The sequence below is a fragment of the Streptomyces sp. NPDC059499 genome, from assembly GCF_042749285.1.
GTDB lineage: Bacteria > Actinomycetota > Actinomycetes > Streptomycetales > Streptomycetaceae > Streptomyces.
The window spans coordinates 13946-31031 of sequence record NZ_JBHYTT010000024.1 but is presented as its reverse complement, the minus strand read 5'-3'; the positions used below and the strand labels follow the sequence as shown (position 1 = coordinate 31031).

Below are 17086 nucleotides of genomic sequence, written 5' to 3'. Positions count from 1 at the left end.
GCCACCGCCGGGAGAGCGTGAAAAGGGAGGTGGGGGGGCCCCCCCCAGCCGGGGGGGGGGGCCCCACCCGGGGGGGGGGGCGTCTCCCCTGTCCGCCCCGCCCCCGCCGCTTTGTTCCCCGGACGACAGCGACCGCCCACCTGTTCTCGTCTTCTTGACGACATGAAGCCACCCCATTATCGTCGCCATGACGAGAAAGAGGGGGACCATCATGGCTGACATCACCCGGCGCTTCGGCTGGCGACACCTGCGCTCCGCGCCCACGGCCCACATCCGCCACCACAAGCGGGGCAGGCTCAGCCACGACGGACCCGGACTGAGCTTCTGGTACCGGTCGCTCTCCGCGGCCCTCTCCGAAGTCCCGGTCAACGACCGGGAGCTGGCGATGGCCTTCCACGCGCGCACGGCCGACTTCCAGGACGTCACCGTGCAGGCGACCGTCACCTACCGCATCAGCGATCCGGCCGAGGCCGCCGCCCGCCTCGACTTCTCCGTGGACCCCGACACCGGGGTCTGGCGGAGCGCACCGCTGGAACAGATCGCCACCCTCCTCACCGAGACCGCACAGCAGCACACCCTGGACGTCCTGGCCCGGACACCGCTCGCCACCGCACTGGTGGACGGGGTCGCCTCGGTACGCGAACGGGTCGCCTCCGGCCTCGCCGCCGAACCGCGACTGCCCGCCACCGGCATCGACGTGGTGGCCGTGCGCGTCGTCGCCATCCGCCCGGAGGCGGAGGTCGAGCGCGCCCTGCGCACCCCGGCCAGGGAGCAGATCCAGCAGGAGGCGGACCGGGCCACCTACGAACGCCGGGCCGTCGCGGTCGAGCGGGAACGCGCCATCGCCGAGAACGAACTCGCCAGCCAGATCGAACTGGCCCGCCGCGAGGAGCAGTTGGTGGACCAGCGAGGCATCAACGCCCGACGCGAGGCCGAGGAGAAGTCCGCCGCCGACGGCGTGCGCACCGAGGCCGAGGCCGACCGCAAGGTGCGTCTCGCCCGCGCCGAGGCGGAAGCCGCCCGCGAGATCGGGTCGGCCCGCGCCGAGGCCCAGGCGGCCTGGCTCCGGGCTCACGCGGAAGTGGACCCCGGCACCCTGCACGCTCTGGCCGCGACCCGCCTCGCGGAGAACCTGCCCCGGATCGACAGCCTCACCCTCTCCCCCGACGTGCTCACGGGCCTGCTCGCCCGGCTCGGCAGGACGGACCCGGAGGCGCGGGCGTGAGCCTGGCCCCGCGCGCGGTCCTCGTGCACCGCACCACCGAGTACGAGGAGCTGCTCGCCCGGCACGGGACCCACGGCCAGGCGGCGTTCTTCCTCTCCACCCGCGGCCGGTCCATCGACGAGGTGGCCGCGCGGCATCACCGTACACAGCAGGCCCTCACCGAGGTGGCTGCCGCCGTGCCCCTGCAGTGGCGCCGCTCACGGGTGGAGCGTGCGGACCTCGACCGCTTCCTCTTCGGGCCCGAGGACGTGGTCGTCGTGGTCGGACAGGACGGGCTGGTCGCCAACGCGGCCAAGTACCTGTCCGGCCAGCCGGTCCTGGGCATCGACACCGATCCGGGCCGCAACCCGGGCGTCCTCGTGCGCCATCGCGTGCGGGACGCGGCGGCGCTGTGCCGGGCAGCCGTCGCACCGGGCGAACGGGTGGAGTCGCTCACCATGGTCGAGGCCGTCGCCGACGACACCCAGCGGCTGCTCGCCCTGAACGAGGTCTTCTGCGGACCGCCGGGCCACCAGACGGCGCGCTACCGCATCGGCCCCGACGGCGCCCCGGACGGCGGGGAGTCCCAGGCGTCCTCGGGCGTCCTGGTCGGCACCGGTACGGGCGCGACGGGCTGGCTGCGTTCCCTCTGGGGCGAACGCGGCAGCGCGCTGCGGCTGCCGGGCCCGTCCGATCCGCGACTGCTCTGGTTCGTGCGCGAGGCATGGCCCTCACCCGCGACCGGTACCTCGCGGGTCTCGGGTGAACTGGGCCGGGGCGAGGGACTGGCCCTGACCGTCGAGTCGGACCGGATCGTGGTGTTCGGTGACGGGATGGAGGCCGACGCACTGGAGCTGACCTGGGGCCAGACGGTCCGGCTCGGGATCTCCGCCACCTCCTTGAATCTGGTGGTATGACCCCCTTGGAGGCCCTCGCCCCGTGGCCGGATTTGTAACTGATATCTACATGTATCTTCCGTGTGTCCGACGGGGCCGATACTGATCGAACACCGCACACCGAGCCTTCGTGCTCGTGACGCCTCCACGGCTGAGCGGAACGCTCGACCCGAGAGGACCACTGTGCTGGGTGCGATAGGCCTCGATGCCGTCCAGGAGATCACCTACCGCGAACTGGTCGGGCACGGGGCGGCGGACGCGGCACATCTCGCGGGCCGTCTCGCGCTGCCGGAGAAGGATGTCCTCCAGGCGCTGTACGTGCTGGAGCACCAGGGGCTGATCACCCGGTCCGCCGAACGCCCCGACTGCTGGGTGAGCGCTCCCCCGGCGGTGGCGCTGGCACCCCTGCTCTCCCAGCAGCGCCACGAGCTGGAGTGCGCGGAGCTGGCGGCGGCGCGACTGGCCGACGAGTACCGGCCCGAGGCCGTCGCACCCGGCGTGCGCGACCTGATCGAAGTCGTGACCGGCGCCCAGGCGGTCTCCCAGCGCTTCTCCCAACTCCAGCTGGGGGCCGAGCGGGAACTCTGCCTGCTCATCCGCAGCCAGCCGCTCGCGGTCTCGGCCGAGGAGAACACGGCCGAGGTGCTGGCCATGGCGCGGGGCGTGAAGTACCGCGTCGTCATCGGCCGGGAGATGTTTCCCGGACACGAGGGCGGAACCGTCGATCGGGCCGGTCTCGCCGAGTCGCTGGGCCGGGGCATGGAAGTACGTGTGGTCGACGAGGTTCCGACCAAGCTGGTCATCGCCGACGGCTCGCTCGGCATGCTTCCGCTGAGCGACCCCGCCACGGAACCGGCTGCCCTGGTGGCCCGGTCGAGCGGTCTGCTGGTGTCACTGGTGGCGCTCTTCGAGCAGGTCTGGAGCCAGGGCCTGCCCCTGACCCTCGGTGCGGGCGAGGAGATCGAGGAGGCGCCGCTGCCCGGACCCGAGCCCATCGACCTCCAGATCCTCTCCCTGCTGCTGGCCGGCCTCACGGATGTGGGCGTCGCCAAGGAACTCGACCTGGGCGCACGGACCGTACAGCGGCGCATCAAGCGGCTGATGGACCTCAGCGGGGCGTCGAGCCGGCTGCGTCTGGGCTGGTACGCGAGCGAGCACGGCTGGATCACACGCACGCACGGCTGAGAGGCTGCCCCGTGAACCCCAGGACTACAGGGAGCAGGGAACATGACAGCCGACTCCGGGAACGGTCCCACCCGCAACACCCGTCCGCCCGAGGCCCAGGCGGGTTTCGGCGTGGGCGTCGTCGTCCAGGACGGGCAGGGCAGGATCCTGCTCGGCAGGCACCGCGAGGGCACCTGGGAACTGCCCGGCGGCAAGGTCGATCCGACACATGAGTCGGTCGCCGCCGCGGCCGTGCGTGAGCTGCGCGAGGAGACGGGGCTGGATGTCCCCGAAGAAGCGGTGACGGTCTTCGCGATGCTTCACGACGTGGTGGCCGGGACCATCAGGATCACCATGGCGGCCACGGTGTCCGTCGAGGCGGCGGTCGCCGAGGTGACCGAGCCGCATCTGATCAGCGCCTGGCGGTGGACGCGCCCCGACGAGCTGCCGGACCTGCTGTTCGATCCGTCGGCCCAGATCCTGGCGACCTGGCGACCGGATCTCGCCCTCACGCACCCCCCGGTGCACCGTCTGCGGATCGCCGCGGACGGGACGCGGCCAGGACCATGAACCTATAGCGATTATTGATTTGCCTAAAGGTCATAGGCACGCTTAGCGTCGTCGTCATGAGAGCCGTCAGTGAGCAGGACATCCGGGCATCGTTCGTCAATTGCTCCAAGGGCGAGGCGAAGCGCTTGCCGCTGCCCCGCGACCTCGACGACCGCCCGTGGGACGACCTGGACTTCCTGGGGTGGCGTGACCTGTCCGCACCGGACCGGAGCTACCTCGTCACCGACGTGGACGGCGAGCTCACGGGCATCACGCTCCGCTTCCCGTCCCAGCAGCGCGGCTTCCTGCACCGCAGCATGTGTTCTGTCTGCCTGACCACGCACCCGGGCAGCGGCGTCTCCCTGATGACCGCACGCAAGACGGGACAGGCGGGCAGGGACGGGAACTCGGTGGGCATCTACCTCTGCACCGACCTCGACTGCTCCCTGTACGTGAGGGGCAAGAAGCTTCCGGCGCCCGGCGGGCGCTTCGAGGAGTCGCTGACCGTGGAACAGCAGATCGAGCGGACCAGGACGAAGCTCTTCGCCTTCCTGGGCACTCTCTCCGCCTGAACTTCCAGGCGCATCCAGGTGCCTGCGGATGCGGTTCAGTGGGAGTGGATGTACGAATAAGGGACCATTCGTGCGATCGGAGTAGACCGTGGACGACTATCCGCTCCTCAATCTCTTCCTGACCATGATGTACGTCTTCCTCTGGGTCCTGTGGTTCTTCCTGCTCTTCAAGGTGATCACGGACATCTTCCGTGACCACTCGCTGAACGGCTGGGCCAAGGCCGCCTGGTTGATCTTCGTCATCGTCCTGCCCTACATCGGCGTCCTGATCTACCTGATCGTCCGCGGCCGGAGCATGGGCCAGCGGGACGTGAAGCAGGCGAAGGACCAGGAGGCGGCCTTCCGGAAGTACGTGCAGGAGGCCGCCGGGACCGAGGGCGGCTCCGGAAACGGCAAAGGCCACGTCACCGAACTCGCCAAGCTCGCCGAGCTCAAGGACAGCGGCCACATCGATCAGCAGGAGTACGAGAAGGCCAAGGCGAAGCTGCTCGCCTGATCCGCTCCGTGACGTCCATGTCTTCCCGCCCGGTCACCTCACGGGCGGGAAGACATGGACATCCGCATGTCCGCGCGGAATGACGACCGATGGACGAGCGCCGGGAGCAGACCGTCGCACCGTCACATCCGCACACGGGGGCGGCAGTTCCGCCGCACCTAGAATGGACAGCCACACCACCAGGAACTCGCCGAACGGCGAGCCGGCCAACCGGGAGGTCCCGACCATGGCGAGCAAGTTCACCGAGCTGGCGATCGACTGCGCCGATCCCCGTGGCCTCGCCCGGTTCTGGTGCTCCGTCCTCGACTACGAGGTGCAGGACGAGGACGACGAGATCGTCACCATCGGCTCTCCCGCGGCGCCCGGGAGCAGGAACCGTCCCGGACCGGTGCCACCGACGCTCACGTTCGCGCGCGTGCCCGAGGGGAAGACCGCCAAGAACAGGCTCCACCTCGACGTCAACCCGACCGACAGGGAGCAGGACGAAGAGGTCCGCCGCCTGCTCGGCCTGGGTGCCCGGCACGCCGATGTCGGCCAGAGCGGCGATGAGAGCTGGGTCACACTCGCCGACCCGGAGGGGAACGAGTTCTGCGTCCTCGCGAGCCGCCACCCCTGACCGGAGGCCCCCGCGCACAACGCGGGAGAACGACCGAGGACCCTGCCTCACCGAAGTGAGACAGGGTCCTGACCTGGGCTCGAAGCCCTCTTGCACCGTCGGGACGACAGGATTTGAACCTGCGACCCCTTGACCCCCAGTCAAGTGCGCTACCAAGCTGCGCCACGTCCCGGTGCGTTTCCTCCCGGTTGTTCCGGGCGGCCGCGCAGGGCAAACATTACCTCACTCCGAGGACCGGATCGACGTCCGCACCTGCTGGGCGCGGGTTGCCAGGGCTTCGGCGCCGCACGTGACAGCCAGCTTCTGCGCCCGGGCGAGCTCCCGCGGGGAGCGGATCGCGATTCCGTACTCGAGACGGGCCAGCGCGTGCTCGTACGCGGACGACGATGCCTCGAGACGGTGTACGGCCTCGGCCAGCAGGTGCTCGGCCTCCTCCGCGGGTGCGAAGAGCGCGACGCATCGCAGCGCCTCCCCGATCGCGGTGTCCGTGCCGAAGCGCTCCGCGTGGACGCGGGCACGGGTGGCGAGCTGGGCGGCGCGGACCGGGTCGTCGTCGGCCAGGGCGCGGGCGAGGTCGCCCGCCCACGGTGCCCAGATGCCGTTGAAACGACCGCGGGGCTCCAGGGCGGCACCGGCCGCCTCGAGTTCGGCGACGGCGTCCTTCGTACGGCCTTCGGCCAGCAGCAGCCGGCCGCGGACGCACGGGGCGTCCGGCAGGACCATGGCGCTGGGGTAGGGCGGCCCGAAGTCGTACCGGTCGGCGACCAGACGCGCCTCCGCCGTACGGCCGCGTGCGAGAAGGGTGTCGATGAGCAGGCAGGCCGCGTCCCAGTGGACCGGAAGCCCGCTGCCGACACGGTCGGCGAGACGCAGTCCCTCGCGCAGGAAGCCCTCGGCCTCGGCGAGCCTGCCGCGCCGGCGGTGGACGGGCCCCAGCAGGGTGTGGGCGAACGCGAGGTGCGCCCCGCTCCAGCCAGAGATCTCGAAGGCGCGCACGGCTTCGCCGAAGAGTTCCTCCGCCCGGTCGAGCCGGTCGGTGAAGGCGTAGGTGATGCCGACCATCGTGGGGAGTTCGAAACCCCATTCGGAATCGGTCCAGCCGAGACCGCGGGCCGGCCTCCCGTCGACGAGCGCGCGTTCGCAGAGGTCGACGACCAGTTGGGCGTTCTCGCCGCGGAGCATGGCGTCGAAGGCACGCAGCGTGAGAAGGACGCGCTCGGCGTTGTCGCGGCCCTTGAGGTGGTCGGCGTTGCGGGCGAGGCGTGCCGACCGTGCGGGCCCGTCGTCCTCGGCGGCCTGCATGCCCTCCCACAGGAAGTGCGCTGCCTGGAGGCGCATCAGACCGGGGCCGGGGGCCGTGCGGGACGCCTCGGCGGCGAGGGAGAGCGCCGCGTCCTTGAGCTGGTTGTTGTGGGCCAGAGCGGCGGCGAGCCGGAACGTGGCGTCGACCCGCAGTGTCTCGTCGAGCCCCGGCGTATCGAGGGCTGCCCGCAGTTGCTGCACCGTGGTGGCAGGGGAACTGAGGAGTGTGGCGCAGCCCAGTTCGTACAGCAGGGCGGCCCTGTCGTGGGGCCGCGGCGGTTCCTGGAGTGCCCGTTCGAGGCAGCGTCTGGCCGCTTGCGGGGCACCGACGGCCAGGTGCTGGCCGGCTGCTTCGCGGAGCTGGGCGACCAGCTCCTGGTCGTCGTCCGGGTGGACCTCGAGGAGATGGCGCGATGCCGCCGCGGCACCGAGCCCGGCCTGGGTGATGGCCCAGGCCGCCCGTCCGTGCATGGCGGTGCGGGTGGCCGGCGGGATGGACCGGTAGACCGCGGTGGCGATGAGGGGATGGACGAACTCCAGCGGGTCGAAGCCGCTGACGATACGGGCGTCGCGCAGCCGCGCCGTGCAGTCGGCGGCCTCGGCCGAGCTCATGCCGGCGAGGGTCGCCGCGAGTTCCTGCGAGATGTCGGTGCCCAGCACGGCGGCGGCCCAGGCGAAGCGGTTGGCGTTGGTGCCCAGGCGTTCCAGGCGGGCGACGAGACCACTGCCGCGGGCCGACGCGCCGAGCTCGCGCAGCAGCCCGGCGGACTCCTCCACCGGTGGCAGTTCACGGTCCTGCGCCTTGGCGACGAGCTCGACCGCCTCGTACGGGTTGCCACCGGTGACGGCCCACACCTCGCGGCAGAAGGGGTCGTCGGCGTGGTCGCCCAGCCCCGCCCGGACCAACTCGGCCGTGGCGTCGGGGGTGAGTGCCCGCAGGGCCACGCGGATCAGTGCCGTAGGGCCCTCCGGGCGACTGTCCTCGGGTGTACGGGCCATGGCCCAGTCGGAGTTGCGGTCGGCGAGCTCCTGCGGGCGGTGGGCCTGGACGACCAGCACCGGCAGTTCGGTCAGCCTGGCGGTGAAGCCGGAGAGCCACGCGAGGGATTCGCCGTCGGCCCAGTGCGCGTCGTCCACTATCAGGAGCAGCGGCCGGTGGCTGAGCCTGGAGGCGAGCCGGGCGACGACGAAGTCGAGGCCGTCCCTGACACCTTGCGGGTCGGGCTGCGGGCCGGTCGGTTCGGCGAGGCCCAGTGCGGGCGCCGTGATCTCGAACCAGTCGCCGAACAGGGCCCTGGTCTCGTCGGCGGGCAACTGGTCGAGCGCGGGCTGCAGGAGCTGGCGTACGACGTGGAACGGCACCGACGTCACGGTCTCACCGCCGCGTGCCTGCCAGACGGTGCAGCGGTCGTCCGCCATCGCACGGATCTCGCCCAGCAGCGCGGTCTTGCCGATGCCTGCTTCGCCGCTGAAGACGAGCAGACCGCCGGCTGACTGCGCGCCACAGAGTGCGTCCACCGCCTGTGCGGCGGCGGCGAGTTCCGGTTCGCGCTCGTACAACGGCCGGGACGGCTTCATGCCTCCCCTTCCCAAGGTGGTTGCGGAGGTTGTGAGCCTAGTCCTGCGCGGGTGCCTACGGACAGGGTTCCCCCGGTCAACCGCAGGTGCGGGGCACAATCAGGACGTGGACGAATCTCGCAGGGACCGTGACGCCGAAGGCAGGGCGCGCAATGCGCGCCCCCGGGACGGGCTGGGGCGTCCCCTGCCGTACGGCACTCCGGGGGTGGAGCGGCAGCCGGAGGGGGTGGTCCGCTCCCCCGACGAGACCGTGCGGGAGGCGCAGCGGCTCCTGGACGCGGGGATGCCGTTCCATGCGCACGAGGTGTTCGAGGACGCGTGGAAGTCGGGTCCCGAGGCGGAGCGGGAGCTGTGGCGCGGCCTTGCCCAGATGGCCGTGGGGCTGACGCATTCCGCCCGGGGCAACGCCGCAGGCGGAGCACGGCTGTTGAGGCGGGGCGCCGCCGCGGTCGCGGGTTTCCGGGACGCGGAGCCGTACGGGATCGGCGTGGACGGGCTGGTCGCCTGGGCGCGGGAACTGGCCGGCCGGGTGGATCCGGCCGGCCCGGAGCCGGGGGCGGCGGACACCGGAGCGGGGGACGCCGGGGCCGGGGGCGTGCGCGTGGTGGACGCGGCGGCGGAGGCGCCTCGGCTGCGGTCGGGGGGCCGGGCCGGTGCGTGACAACCCGTGCGATAGGTTTTGCTCTTTCTTGACGGTGTGTTGATCACTCGGTCAGCACCCCCGCCCATAGACCTTGCTCAGGAGACGGACGCCCCGATGACCGACATCATCAACGGCCTCGGCCGTGCCACTGCTTACGGGGCCCTCGGCGTCGTACTGCTCGTTCTCGGCATATTCCTCATCGACGCCCTGACGCCCGGGAAGCTGGGCCGCCAGATATGGGAGGAGCGCAACCGCAACGCGGCGTTGCTCCTCAGCTCGGCTCTGCTGGGCATCGGCGGCATCGTGTTCACGTCGATCTGGACGACGTACGACGACTTCGGCAAGGGCCTGGCGTCGACGGCCGCGTTCGGGCTGCTCGGTCTGGTCATGATGGCCGCCGCGTTCCTCGTGGTCGACCTGGTCACGCCCGGGAAGCTGGGGGCCACGCTGGTCGAGCGGGAGCCGCACCCGGCGGTCTGGGTGACGGCGTCCTGCAACCTGGCGGTGTCGGCCATCGTGTCGGCTTCCATCGCCTGATCAAGCCGGTGATGCCCCGTCCCGCGAACACGGTCCTGTTCAGCCATTACGATCCGGCGTCATGAGCACTTCTGACCAGGACCAGCAACAGGCCCCGCAGACCGATGAGCGGCAGGACGGGCACACCGACGGAAGCGACGGGCACGACGGCCACGACGAGGGCACGGACGAGGGCATAGCCGCGTCCGCCCCCGGCGGGCGGAGACTGACACCGCGTCAGGCGCGGCAGCTTCGCATCGTCCTCTCCTCGGTCGGCATGGCCGCGATGGCCGTCGTCCTCGCCCTGCGCATCGCGAGCCGTTCCTCCGTCCTGGTCGTCGGGGTGTACGGGCTGGCGCTCATCCTGTGCGGCGTGGTGATCGAGCTCAGCAGGAACGGACGCACCCGTCTCGGCAGCTGGCTGCTGGGCATCGGTCTGGCAGCGGCGATCGGCGCGGACTGGCTGCTCATTCCCTGACGCCGGGCCCGCGCCTCACAGCGCGGTGATCCGTACCGGCGCACCGTGCGGGTCGACCCGGTCCAGCCATGCGGCGGTCAGATGGAAAGGCCGCCCCGGGACCGCGGGCAACAGCAGCCGCTGCCGGTGGAGTTCGCGCCCGTCCTGGCTGACGACCAGCAGGGGCCGGGACAGCCGCCGTGCGGTGCGCAGGACGAACCGGTCCTCGATCGGACGTGCTCCGCCGGGTCCCGTCAGATTGGGTGCGACCCATCGCAGCGGCGCGTCCACCACCAGGGGGCGCCCGCTTCCGAAGGGCTCGTCCGTACCGGACAGGCGGTGCAGCACGGACACGGCCACGGCTCTGCCCTCGTCCGCCGCGACTCCCGCGCGCTCCACCGCGTGCAGGAGGTTCCCTACGGCGAACACGCCCGGCCGCGAGGTGCGGTACGCCGCGTCGTACGCGGGTCCGCGTGTGCCGGGGTCGAGGGTGATCCCGCCGCGTCGGGCGAGCTCGTGGTCCGGGACGAAGTCACCGGTGAACACGACGGTGTCGCAGCGCAGGGTCGTGGTGCGGCCGTCGTCGTGACGCAGTGACACCCCGGACAGCCTGGTCCTGCCCGTGAGGCCGGTGACGGTGGCCCCGGTGAGAAGCGGGGTGCGCTGCCGGACACGGAAGGGTGTGCCGGGCCGGTCCGTGACCACGGCGACGACATGGACCCCGGCCGCACGCAGGGTGTCGACGGCGGCGTGCGAGACGGGCTCGTCGCCGATGACGACCGCCCGGGTGCCTATCCGCTGCCCGTACAGGTGGACCGCCTGCTGGAGTTCGCCGGTGGTGTGGACGCCGGGAGGCCGGCTGCCGGGGACGAGACGCGCGGACCGGGGACGTTCGCGGGCGCCGGTGGCGAGGACGACGGCCCCGGCGGTGATCCGTTCGAGCCCGCCGGGTCCGGTGGTCTCGACGGTACGGGGTCCCGCCCAGCCCGTGACGGTCACTCCGGTGCGCAGGCCCGCGCCCGCGTCCACCGCCGCGGCCACGCTCCGCCGGGCGTACGCGGGTCCGTCCGCTCCTCCCCGGGTGAGGCGCCCGCCGAATCCGCCGTGGTGGCAGTGTCGGGGGATCCCGCCCGCTTCCTGCTCGCGCTCCAGGATCTCGATCCGGCCCGCGCCGGCTGCGGCCAGTTCGGCCCCGGCTGCCAGGCCGGCGGGGCCCGCCCCCACGATCAGGACGTCAACGGTCCGTTCGCTCCGGGTCACGCCTGTGCCTCCTCGAACAGGGCGCGGACGGCTGCGCCGCAGTAGAAGCCCTGGCACCGGCCGCCACGTGCCCGGGTACGGCGCCGCAGGCCGTCCAGGGACCGCGGCGGGACGGTGGAGGACAGCGCGTCGCGGATCTCGCCGAGGGTGACGTGCTCGCAGTGGCAGACGAGTGTGCCGTACGCCGGGTCCTTCGCGATCAGGTCGGCCCGGCGGTAGGGCCGGGGGAAGGCCTCGCCGAGGTTGGGCACGGTGACCGGCGGGAGCCGGCGCGGTGCGCCGAGTCCGAGACCGGTCCGGGCGAGGAGCCCGGTGACATGGGCGGCGATCGCCATGGACGCGGTGAGTCCGGTGGACCGGATGCCGCCGACGGCGACGTACCGCTGAGCGGGGTACTCCTGGATCCGGTAGTCCTCCTGTCCGGTGGCCGCCCGCAGTCCCGCGTAGACGGCGGTGATCTCCTCGTCGATGAGCGCGGGCAGGATCCGGCGGCCCTTCTCCCGCAGGAGGTGCAGGCCGTCCGCGGTGGATCCGGTGGCGGTCCTGTCGTCGAGCTCCTCGGAGGTGGGGCCCAGGAGCACGTTGCCGAACACCGTCGGTGCCACCAGGACGCCCTTGCCGGCCGCGGTCGGCACCGGCAGGAGGATGTGGCCGACGAGGTCGCGGGCGAGCTTGTCGAAGACGACGATCTGGCCGCGGCGCGGGGTCACGGTGAAGACCTCGTGCCCGAGGAGCCGGTCGATCCCGTCCGCGTACAGCCCGGCGGCGTTGACCAGGTACCGGGTGCGCAGCGTTCCGCGCGAGGTGGTGAGGGCGTGGACGCCCGGCTCGGCGGCGATGTCCAGCACCCGGCAGTTCAGATGCAGGTGGACCCCTGCGCGGACGGCCTGGGTGGCGAAGGCGAGCGGTGTGGTCCAGGGGCAGATGATGCTCTCGTCGGGAACGTCGAGCGCGCCGAGGGCACCCGGCCCCAGATGCGGTTCGCGATCCCTGAGTTCCTCCGCGCCGATGATGCGTGCCGCGTGGTAGCCGTTGCGGCCGGCCTTGGCCAGCAGGCGGGGCAGCAGGGCGAGTTGGTCCTCGTCCCAGGCTACGAGGAGGGCGCCGACGCGCTCGACGGGAATGCCGGTCTCCGCCGCGTACGCGGTGAGCCGGTGATGGCCCTCCCGGACGAGGCGGGCTTCCAGCGAGTCGGGCACGGCGTCGAAACCGGTGTGCAGGATTGCCGTGTTGGCCTTCGAGGTGCCGTTGCCGATGTCGTCGGAGGCGTCCACGAGGGCGATGCGCAGGTGATATCCGGCCAGCTCGCGTGCGATGGCCGTGCCGACCACACCGGCTCCGACGACGGTGACGTCGTACGTGCCGTCCGCGCCACCGGCCGGGGCCGGCTCCCCCTGCGTGGTGATCGTTACGGTCACGGGCGCTCCATCAGCGTGTCCACCGCCGCACGGAAACCGTCGAGGCGTGCGGCCGCCTCGTCCGGGCCGATCCGTGGTTCGTACACGGCGGACGGCTTCCACTCCGGTACCGCCTCCCGCAGCGGCAGGTTCGGGTCGAGTCCGAGCCGGGCCACCGCACCCGCACCGAGCGCGGTGAGGTCGGGCAGCGCCGAGACCTCGACGGGCCGCTGCAGGAGGTCCGCCTGGGTCTGCATGAGAAGGGTGGAGCGGGTCAGACCGCCGTCGACCCGCAGGGCGGTCAGCGGTGCGCCCAGATCGGCTGCCACGGCATCGGCCAGGGCGACGACCTGGGCCGCGATGCCTTCGCACAGGGCGCGCACCAGGTGGCCCGCCGTGGTGTCGAGACCGAGCCCCGTCACGGAGCCGCGCAGGTCACCGCGCCACCACGGAGCGGCGAGGCCGGCGAGTGCGGGCACGAAGGTGACACCGCCCGTGCCGGGTACGGAGGACCCCACCGGGTCGAGGTCGGCGGCGCCCGAGATCACGCCCAGGTCGGTGAGCCAGCGCACGGCGGACGCGGCCGTGTAGACCTGCCCGTCGAGGCAGTAGTCCGTACGCCCCCCGAGGCGCCAGGCCACACAGCTGACCAGGCCGCTGGAGCTGGTGCGCGGCCTGGAGCCGGTCTGCGCGAGGAGGAAGGCCCCTGTGCCGTAGGTGCATTTGGCGTTGCCCGGCTCCAGGGCGTTCTGGGCCAGCAGGGCCGCCTGCTGGTCGACGACGAGGCCGGTCAGCGGGATCTCGCCGCCGAAGCGGGTGGTCGTACCGACCGGCCCCGCACAGTCGACGACGGTGGGGAGCCGCTCGTCGGACAGGCCGAAGATCTCCAGGGCGGCGGGTGACCAGCCGACGTCGTGGAGGTCGAGCAGCTGGGTGCGTCCTGCCGTGGCGGCGTCGGTGACGAAGGCCCCCGTCAGCTGGTGGACGAGCCAGGAGTCACTGGTGGTGACGACGCCTTCGCGGGTCAGCTCACGGCGTATCCAGGCCATCTTGGGCGCGGCGAAGTACGGGTCGAGGGGCAGGCCGGTGAGCCGCCTCAACTCCTCGTCGTGCGCGGCAAGTCCGGCGCACAGGTCCGCCGCCCGCCGGTCCTGCCACACGACGGCGTCGGTGAGCGGCCGCCCGGTGCCGGGGTCCCAGGCGAGGACCGTCTCTCCCTGGTTCGCCAGGCCCACGGCCGCCACGGGTTCGCCGGCCTCCTCCACCGCCTGCCTGCCCGCGTCGAGGACCGAGCCGAGCAGTTCGGCCGGATCGGCCTCGACGGCTCCGCCGGCCCCGTACCGAGGCCGGACCGGGGCGGAACCGGAACCGATCACGCCCCGCTCGGGGCAGATCACCAGCGCCTTCGTTCCGGACGTTCCCTGGTCGATGGCGAGTACCGGACCTGTCATCGACACTCCAGTCGTGCGGGCCGCCCGGAACCGGGCGGGAGCGTGATCATCCGTTCGTTCCGCCCACAGTTGTGCAGACCACGGCTCGCGTCAAGCGCGTCAGAACATCCCGTCCGTAGGAGCAGATTGCGATCAACGTCCCGTGCGAAGACGCTACTTGAGTAAGATCCGCAAAGCCGCCTGATGATCGGTACGGCGCGCTCTAAACTCACCGCCGAGCAACCGACCGGACGCTTCGCGGCAGTTCATGACCAGAGCTGCCCAACCCCCCACGTCCTTGAGGATTCATGACGAGCAGACCATGCCCCGTGCCGATGTGCCCGGCACCCCGCCTCGCTCCCACAGGCCGTACCGGGGCGGGGCGAGCAGATGGGGCACAGTGAGTTCCGGCCCGTGTACCACCCCGCGGGACATGACCACGAACTGCGTGGAGCGTTACAGGACCTGCGTACCGGACGCTGGCTGTCCATGCGCAATCTGCTGGAGAGCACGCCGGACTGGGCGTCGTGGACCCGGCGCACCCAGGTTCTCGCGACCGTTGCCGCAGGCTCCGACGCAGTCGACGCCTGGCTGACCGAGGAGCCGCGGAGTGTGGCGGCGACCGTGATGCACGCCCGGGTGATCGTGGAACGCTCGGTGCGCGCGCACCGGGAGAAGCACCCGCGCGCGCAGGAGTTGTGGCAGGAGGCCTGGGAGGGCTGCCGCTCGGCGGCGCACGCGGCACCGGCGGACCCGGTGCCATGGATCTGCCTGCTGGCGCTGTCCCAGCTCGACGAACGCCAGCGCCTCGACGAGCACCGGATGCCTCCGCCGGGGCCCATGCTGTTCCCGGGGCCCTGGGGCATGCTGGCCGAGGCGGACAAACGGGACCCGTTCAATCGCGAGGCGTATCACCGGATGCTCCAGTTCGTGTACGCCCGGCAGTCCGGCGGCACGCTCTCGGAGGCCGTCAACTTCGTTCAGTGGGCCGCCTCTTCGGCGCCAGACGGCTCCCCCCTCCATGTCCTCCCGCTGTACGTGCGGGTGGAGCGCTACCGGCGTGAGCACGGCAACGAGAAGGCCCTGGACCTGCACTGGGTCACCGAGGACGGCGAACGCGACGCACGTCGCGCGCTGCGGATCTGGTTCGCACGGACCGACCCGGCCGTGCAGTCCCTGCTCGACCTGAATTATCTGGCGCACGCACTGTGGGGTTCGCTCCAGCTCGCCGACGCGGCGCCGGTGTTCCGCGCGTTGGGCCCGTACTTCACCTCGATCCCGTGGGCGTACCGCACCCGGACGCCCGACGGTCCGGCCGGAGCGCAGGACGTGTTCCTGCGGGCCCGTGGCCGGTGTCTCGCCGCCGAGGGCGAGACCGGACGAAGACCGCACGGCTGACCGCGGCCACCCGGTCCCCTCCCCCCACCTCTCCTCTCCCGTCACCCACCGTCCCCTCACGGAGGTTCTTTCCCATGTCCATATCCGCGTCCGTCCCCTCGAGCCCGGAGGCTCCGCAGAAGGACGAGGAGCAGCGGCTCCGCGAGCTCGGCTACCAACCGGTTCTGGCCCGCCGCATGGGTGGCTTCGGCAACTTCGCCATCAGCTTCTCCGTCATCTCGATCCTGTCCGGCTGCATGACCCTGTACGGCTTCGGCATGTCGACCGGCGGCCCGTCGGTGATGCTCTGGGGCTGGGCCGGTGTCGGCCTGTTCGTCCTCTGCGTGGGCATGGCCCTGGCCGAGGTCACCAGCGCGTATCCGACGTCGGGGGCGCTGTACTACATGGCCGACCGGCTCGGTGGCCGCAAGTGGGGCTGGTACACAGGCTGGCTGAATCTTCTCGGTCTGCTGGGGGCGATCGCCGGCATCGACTACGGCGCGGCGCTGTTCACGGGGGCGCTGTTCAATCTGCAGTGGGGATTCGATCCCACTCCCGGATCCACGATGGTGATCTTCCTCTGCATCCTGCTGCTGCACGCCGTACTGAACCTCTTCGGTGTCCGCCTGGTCAGTGTGCTCAACTCGATCAGCGTGTGGTGGCACCTGGGCGGTGTGGCCGTCATCGTGACGGTGCTGGCGATCGTGCCCTCCCACCACCAGTCGCCGTCGTTCGTCTTCACCGAGTTCGTCAACGACACCGGCTGGGAGAACCCGCTCTACGTCGCGGCGATCGGTCTGCTTCTGGCCCAGTACACCTTCTGCGGCTACGACGCCTCCGCCCATCTCTCAGAGGAGACGTCCAACGCGTCCGTGACCGCGGCCAAGGGCATCGTCCGGGCGATCTGGGTCTCCTGGGTCGCCGGTTTCGTGCTGCTGGCCGGTCTGACGTTCGCCATCCAGGACTACGCGGGCACCCAGAACAGTGCCACCGGAGTGCCGCCCGCGCAGATCCTGATCGACGCGCTGGGTACCGCGGGCGCCACCGCCATGCTGCTGATCGTGATCGCGGCGCAGCTGTTCTGCGGCAACGCCGAGGTCGCCGCCGCGAGCCGGATGGTCTTCGCGTTCAGCCGTGACAACGCGCTGCCGGGCTCGGCCCTGTGGCGCAAGGTGAGTTCCCGCACCCAGACACCGGTGCCCGCGGTCTGGCTGTCGGTGTGCGTCGCCGCTCTGCTCGCGCTGCCCTCGCTGTACTCGACGACCGCGTACGGTGCGGTGACAGCCATCAACGTCATCGGCATCACTCCCGCGTACGCCATCCCGATCTACCTCAAGCTGCGCGCCGGCGACAGGTTCGAGCGCGGTCCCTGGCATCTGGGCCGCTGGTCCAAGCCGATCGGCTGGATCGCCGTGGTGTGGGTCGCCATCGTGAGCGTGCTGTTCCTGTTGCCGCAGTCCTCGCCGGTGACCGTCGACTCGATGAACTACGCGTCGATCGCCCTGGTCGCCGTGCTGGTGCTGGCGACCGTGTGGTGGTTCGTCGCGCGCCGCTCGTACAGCACTCCCGCCGCGTACGGAAACGCCCGCGAGCAGGCGGAGATCGCCGAGAGCATCGTCTGACCGTCCC

General features: G+C 71.5%; 16 protein-coding genes and 1 tRNA gene. 12 read left to right on the top strand and 5 right to left on the bottom strand.

The window, feature by feature from the left end; translation table 11 throughout:
• Positions 1-211: 211 nt before the first annotated feature.
• From ACFW9O_RS34550 to ACFW9O_RS34520, 7 genes are all read left to right on the top strand, one after another.
• On the top strand, positions 212-1225 hold the full coding sequence (locus ACFW9O_RS34550; RefSeq protein WP_384614917.1) for an SPFH domain-containing protein: 1014 nt from the start codon (positions 212-214) through the stop codon (positions 1223-1225).
• The gene (locus ACFW9O_RS34545; RefSeq protein WP_384614915.1) at positions 1222-2121 is read left to right on the top strand and encodes a hypothetical protein; all 900 of its coding nucleotides are present in this window, start codon (positions 1222-1224) and stop codon (positions 2119-2121) included. Before ACFW9O_RS34550 ends, ACFW9O_RS34545 begins: the two co-directional genes overlap by 4 nt.
• A 162-nt stretch (positions 2122-2283) precedes the next feature.
• The gene (locus ACFW9O_RS34540) at positions 2284-3285 is read left to right on the top strand and encodes a helix-turn-helix transcriptional regulator (protein WP_351175395.1); all 1002 of its coding nucleotides are present in this window, start codon (positions 2284-2286) and stop codon (positions 3283-3285) included.
• A gap of 42 nt (positions 3286-3327) precedes the next feature.
• Positions 3328-3834, top strand: a complete 507-nt coding sequence (locus ACFW9O_RS34535) for an NUDIX hydrolase (protein ID WP_384614913.1) — start codon at positions 3328-3330, stop codon at positions 3832-3834.
• A gap of 56 nt (positions 3835-3890) precedes the next feature.
• Positions 3891-4385, top strand: coding sequence for an FBP domain-containing protein (locus tag ACFW9O_RS34530; protein WP_351175391.1), 495 nt, complete (start codon positions 3891-3893; stop codon positions 4383-4385).
• 88 nt (positions 4386-4473) lie between these two features.
• Complete coding sequence (locus ACFW9O_RS34525) at positions 4474-4881, top strand: SHOCT domain-containing protein (protein WP_351175389.1); 408 nt, start codon at positions 4474-4476, stop codon at positions 4879-4881.
• 226 nt (positions 4882-5107) lie between these two features.
• The gene (locus ACFW9O_RS34520; protein WP_351175387.1) at positions 5108-5497 is read left to right on the top strand and encodes a VOC family protein; all 390 of its coding nucleotides are present in this window, start codon (positions 5108-5110) and stop codon (positions 5495-5497) included.
• Between the two features lie 98 nt (positions 5498-5595).
• Here ACFW9O_RS34520 and ACFW9O_RS34515 read toward each other — a convergent pair.
• Together ACFW9O_RS34515 and ACFW9O_RS34510 are read right to left on the bottom strand one after the other, a co-directional pair.
• A tRNA-Pro gene (locus ACFW9O_RS34515) sits at positions 5596-5669 on the bottom strand.
• Positions 5670-5719: 50 nt separating this feature from the next.
• A complete protein-coding gene (locus tag ACFW9O_RS34510) occupies positions 5720-8377 on the bottom strand; it encodes an ATP-binding protein (RefSeq protein ID WP_384614911.1) in 2658 nt (885 codons plus the stop codon).
• 106 nt (positions 8378-8483) lie between these two features.
• Between ACFW9O_RS34510 and ACFW9O_RS34505 the strand changes: the two genes are divergently transcribed.
• From ACFW9O_RS34505 to ACFW9O_RS34495, 3 genes are all read left to right on the top strand, one after another.
• Entirely contained in the window at positions 8484-9038 is a 555-nt protein-coding gene (locus ACFW9O_RS34505; RefSeq protein ID WP_384614910.1) for a DUF309 domain-containing protein, read from the top strand.
• 96 nt (positions 9039-9134) lie between these two features.
• Positions 9135-9557 carry a DUF350 domain-containing protein gene (locus ACFW9O_RS34500; RefSeq protein WP_351175384.1) on the top strand — a complete coding sequence of 141 codons (423 nt, stop codon included), beginning with the start codon at positions 9135-9137 and terminating at the stop codon, positions 9555-9557.
• 61 nt (positions 9558-9618) lie between these two features.
• Positions 9619-10014, top strand: coding sequence for a hypothetical protein (locus ACFW9O_RS34495; protein WP_384614908.1), 396 nt, complete (start codon positions 9619-9621; stop codon positions 10012-10014).
• Positions 10015-10029: 15 nt separating this feature from the next.
• On the opposite strand, the gene ACFW9O_RS34490 is transcribed toward ACFW9O_RS34495, so the two are convergent.
• Genes ACFW9O_RS34490 through ACFW9O_RS34480 form a run of 3 tightly spaced genes read right to left on the bottom strand, consistent with a single transcriptional unit; the run spans position 10030 to position 14101 of the window.
• Entirely contained in the window at positions 10030-11253 is a 1224-nt protein-coding gene (locus tag ACFW9O_RS34490) for an FAD-dependent oxidoreductase (protein WP_384614907.1), read from the bottom strand.
• Complete coding sequence (locus tag ACFW9O_RS34485) at positions 11250-12671, bottom strand: FAD-dependent oxidoreductase (RefSeq protein WP_384614906.1); 1422 nt, start codon at positions 12669-12671, stop codon at positions 11250-11252. The genes ACFW9O_RS34490 and ACFW9O_RS34485 overlap by 4 nt, the downstream gene beginning before the upstream one ends.
• Positions 12668-14101, bottom strand: a complete 1434-nt coding sequence (locus tag ACFW9O_RS34480; RefSeq protein WP_384614904.1) for an FGGY family carbohydrate kinase — start codon at positions 14099-14101, stop codon at positions 12668-12670. The genes ACFW9O_RS34485 and ACFW9O_RS34480 overlap by 4 nt, the downstream gene beginning before the upstream one ends.
• Positions 14102-14470: 369 nt before the next feature.
• On the opposite strand from ACFW9O_RS34480, the gene ACFW9O_RS34475 reads away from it, so the two are divergent.
• Both ACFW9O_RS34475 and ACFW9O_RS34470 read left to right on the top strand, forming a co-directional pair.
• Positions 14471-15478 carry a hypothetical protein gene (locus ACFW9O_RS34475; protein WP_384614902.1) on the top strand — a complete coding sequence of 336 codons (1008 nt, stop codon included), beginning with the start codon at positions 14471-14473 and terminating at the stop codon, positions 15476-15478.
• A gap of 74 nt (positions 15479-15552) precedes the next feature.
• Positions 15553-17079 carry an amino acid permease gene (locus tag ACFW9O_RS34470; RefSeq protein WP_351175374.1) on the top strand — a complete coding sequence of 509 codons (1527 nt, stop codon included), beginning with the start codon at positions 15553-15555 and terminating at the stop codon, positions 17077-17079.
• The last annotated feature ends 7 nt before the right edge of the window (positions 17080-17086 follow it).

What these genes read in the sequence shown, in the direction of transcription:
- ACFW9O_RS34550 (WP_384614917.1), top strand. Translation starts at nt 212, where the DNA reads ATGGCTGACATCACCCGGCGCTTCGGCTGGCGACACCTGCGCTCCGCG.
- ACFW9O_RS34535 (WP_384614913.1), top strand. Translation starts at nt 3,328, where the DNA reads ATGACAGCCGACTCCGGGAACGGTCCCACCCGCAACACCCGTCCGCCC.
- ACFW9O_RS34530 (WP_351175391.1), top strand. Translation starts at nt 3,891, where the DNA reads ATGAGAGCCGTCAGTGAGCAGGACATCCGGGCATCGTTCGTCAATTGC.
- ACFW9O_RS34520 (WP_351175387.1), top strand. Translation starts at nt 5,108, where the DNA reads ATGGCGAGCAAGTTCACCGAGCTGGCGATCGACTGCGCCGATCCCCGT.
- ACFW9O_RS34510 (WP_384614911.1), bottom strand. Translation starts at nt 8,377, where the DNA reads ATGAAGCCGTCCCGGCCGTTGTACGAGCGCGAACCGGAACTCGCCGCC.
- ACFW9O_RS34500 (WP_351175384.1), top strand. Translation starts at nt 9,135, where the DNA reads ATGACCGACATCATCAACGGCCTCGGCCGTGCCACTGCTTACGGGGCC.
- ACFW9O_RS34495 (WP_384614908.1), top strand. Translation starts at nt 9,619, where the DNA reads ATGAGCACTTCTGACCAGGACCAGCAACAGGCCCCGCAGACCGATGAG.
- ACFW9O_RS34480 (WP_384614904.1), bottom strand. Translation starts at nt 14,101, where the DNA reads ATGACAGGTCCGGTACTCGCCATCGACCAGGGAACGTCCGGAACGAAG.
- ACFW9O_RS34475 (WP_384614902.1), top strand. Translation starts at nt 14,471, where the DNA reads ATGGGGCACAGTGAGTTCCGGCCCGTGTACCACCCCGCGGGACATGAC.
- ACFW9O_RS34470 (WP_351175374.1), top strand. Translation starts at nt 15,553, where the DNA reads ATGTCCATATCCGCGTCCGTCCCCTCGAGCCCGGAGGCTCCGCAGAAG.